Source organism: Klebsiella sp. EMBS2024 (assembly GCF_036233805.1).
GTDB lineage: Bacteria > Pseudomonadota > Gammaproteobacteria > Enterobacterales > Enterobacteriaceae > Klebsiella > Klebsiella pneumoniae.
This window is the reverse complement of record NZ_JAZARW010000001.1, coordinates 1,554,023-1,556,841: the sequence shown is the minus strand read 5'-3', so window position 1 is coordinate 1,556,841 and position 2,819 is coordinate 1,554,023. Positions and strand designations below refer to the sequence as shown.

4 protein-coding genes are annotated in these 2,819 nt (G+C 53.6%); all 4 read right to left on the bottom strand.

Annotated elements, in window-relative coordinates; translation table 11 throughout:
• On the bottom strand, positions 1-251 hold a 251-nt coding region (locus tag VZP09_RS06995), incomplete at its 3' end, for a DUF977 family protein (RefSeq protein ID WP_328795470.1).
• 7 nt (positions 252-258) lie between these two features.
• Positions 259-1,008, bottom strand: coding sequence for an ATP-binding protein (locus VZP09_RS06990; RefSeq protein ID WP_110217916.1), 750 nt, complete (start codon positions 1,006-1,008; stop codon positions 259-261).
• Positions 1,009-1,010: 2 nt separating this feature from the next.
• Positions 1,011-1,898, bottom strand: coding sequence for a hypothetical protein (locus VZP09_RS06985; protein WP_181401307.1), 888 nt, complete (start codon positions 1,896-1,898; stop codon positions 1,011-1,013).
• Between the two features lie 17 nt (positions 1,899-1,915).
• On the bottom strand, positions 1,916-2,710 hold the full coding sequence (locus VZP09_RS06980; protein ID WP_110217915.1) for a ParB/RepB/Spo0J family partition protein: 795 nt from the start codon (positions 2,708-2,710) through the stop codon (positions 1,916-1,918).
• Positions 2,711-2,819: the final 109 nt, after the last annotated feature.

The window sequence follows — 2,819 nt, the reverse complement described above, 5'->3', positions numbered from 1 at the left end:
TTTGGCACCATCCCAAGCCGTTTCATGTCAAANTCGATNANGGNNCGNTGATCGCGGAACANNCCCANACGNCCATGCCGGACAACCTCGCCAGTCGCTTCTGCTTCGGAAAAATACCGCTGGACAGTAGCGCGGCTCAGCCCNAGTTTTTTCATTGCCTCNGCGGTCGTGAGTCGCCCCTGATGTCTGGTGATCCGAATCACTGCGCGGACGTACTCTCTGCGCTCAACTGCTGACAATGCTCTAGCCATACATACCTCACTTAACGACGCGCAAATAGCGTACGTTTTTGCGATAGCTGTCCCATTCAAAATTCACCCACATGCCGCCATCCATCTGGAGTCGGTCAAGGATCCGTATGCCCAGTGTTTCCCTCAGCGATTCATAGTTCAGGTTGGTTAGGATGCCGACAGGTCGCATGGAGGACAGCCGGCGATCGATAACCTGATTCAGGATGACTTTTTCACCGCTGCTTCCGCGCTGAATACCCACCTCATCCAGAATAAGCAGGTCCACATGGCACAAATCATCCAGCAATGACGCCTCTGACTGCCCGCCGTCATAACATTCCCGAACACGCAGCATGAGATCCGGAATGGTTACCACCAGCACAGAGCGGCCACCCGCCAACAGGTGATTTCCGATTGCCGCCGCCAGATGATTTTTCCCGGTGCCTGGCGCTCCGCTGAATACGAAGCTCGCAAACCCTGAGCCGAATTGCTGCGCGTAACTTTTCGCCATCGAGAGCGCCCGACGCTGGCCATCCGACTCAACCTGATAGTTCGCGAATGTGCAGCCGCGGTGCAGATCCTGAATTCCTGCACGTCCAAAGATTTTCTCTGCACGTGCGCGCTGGTTTTGTTTTTCCAGTTCCTCACAGCGCTTACGGCCTTCTTCGGCTTGCCAGGCAAGCCATTCATCAACGCTGCCGAATTTTGGCTGAACACCAGGGGGAATGAGTTTTTTCAGTCGTTCCAGTGCATTCCCGGTGCCAATCATGTTTTTCATCGCTACCCCCTGAATCCCGATGGGATGGTTTTGTCAGGTTCCGAAATCTGATTGGGATCTCGTGCGCCTGGCGCCTGCTGAATCGCCCACGGCTCGCTGAAATGCATACCAGGGCCAAAAAACGTTTTCGCCTGTTTCACGTACTGCGTGTTCAGGATTCCCTCGGCTTTAACGAAAGCCGCGTAACGTTCCACGCCGGAGAGGATTTCCGCCGTAGTGGTTCCATCCCTGATTCGGGCATTCCAGGCTTTGAAGGCATCGGATTTGCTGTTACCCCCTGCCCGCCGGGGATAAACCAACCAAACCTGCTCGAACTCATTCGGGTATATTTTTTGGGGTTCAGGTATTTCGCGTTCGTCCTGGTTCTGATCGTCTGGGGGTGTGGCGGAGCCATGCCCCGAACTATCTTCTTCCTGATCCTGTTCCTGCTCCTGATCCTGTTCCTGGTTAAGGAACGGTTCGAGAACCCTTTCGGAACCCTTTAGTTTTGCGATGCCGATGTGGGATATTGCCGAGGCTAAAACCCGCGCCAGCTCTGGCTTAACCGTAGATGTGTCCGGGACCTGATCAAACAAACGCAGTGCTGCAATTCCCTGGTTTGGGTTTTCAACTGAATTCCAGGTCAGAAAGTTACGAATTAGCACCCATTTCGATGACGAATCGCGCGTTGCGAAACCGTTAGCCGATAGCTCATCAAACCCTTTCGAAACCCTTTCAGGAGTCCATGCTAAGTCTTCCGAAACATATCCATCAGGCAGCCGGAAACACCCAATCATGTTCGTGTGTTGCCCGGTGAGCAGGTACAGCGCCAGCAACCTGGCATCATCCGATACCCGGCGCATTCCATCGCTTATCCAAAATGATGTATGCACCTTGCCGTAATCACGCATAGAGACCCCGTTGTTGCTTAAACTGGTGTGTTTTCATCACCAAGCACCCACAGCAAAGCCGCTGCGTATTCGCCGCTGGCGGTTTGAAGTTGCTGGGTGATTTCCTTACGGGATTTGAGACGCGGCTTTGTGTCTCCGAGGACAGCGCGCTGTCGGCGAGCTTTCTCATGGCCAGTTACACCCTCTGCCGCTGCCTCTAACTGTTTGACCGTTTCCCGTTGCTTTTCCGGTGGCATATCGACCAACTGACGCGCTTGAGTGACAGTGACTTTTCCTGCCTCAACCGCCGCCTGGACGGCCTGCGTAGCATCCAGTAGAGCCACGGTTGCCTGGACCGTTTTTACGCTGCAGCCAAATAGCAGGGCAATGTCATTTTCGTCATGCCCGTACTCCATCTGCTGAACCATTTTTTTTGCCCGGCCCAGTGGCGTATCTGGCTGCGTTATCTCGTTTTCACTGACCATGTATTTGGCCATTTGAATTGCTGACCCGCGTTTAGCTATACCTGGTATTGGCCAGGGTTCTAGCCCTTCCCGCTTGCGCCTGGCATTTGCTTCCGTGGCGTTCTTCACGCGCTGCCTCCCTGCCACCACGCATGTTTTTCCGGACTCAGGGTCCTTCCACACGATAATGGGTTCGATTACACCGAGTTCCATGATGTTGAGGATCACCGATTCACTCAGCGGCAGGTGTACGCGCTCGTCGTATAGCGGGTGTGATATATCGGTAACCAGGTGAAGACTTTCCGGATCGAAAAAAAGCACGTTGCTTTTGCCGCTGGCGCCGTAAGCGTCGATTGAATTTTTAGCCATTGGCGCCCCCGTTATTGATATTNAGTTNNTCANTGTTCATAATTGCCCCTGTGAATTGATCCAGTCATTTCGCATAGAAAGCCGTTGGTGTTCGNGCACCGCGGCTTTC

What these genes read in the sequence shown, in the direction of transcription:
- VZP09_RS06980 (WP_110217915.1), bottom strand. Translation starts at nt 2,710, where the DNA reads ATGGCTAAAAATTCAATCGACGCTTACGGCGCCAGCGGCAAAAGCAAC.
- VZP09_RS06990 (WP_110217916.1), bottom strand. Translation starts at nt 1,008, where the DNA reads ATGAAAAACATGATTGGCACCGGGAATGCACTGGAACGACTGAAAAAA.
- VZP09_RS06985 (WP_181401307.1), bottom strand. Translation starts at nt 1,898, where the DNA reads ATGCGTGATTACGGCAAGGTGCATACATCATTTTGGATAAGCGATGGA.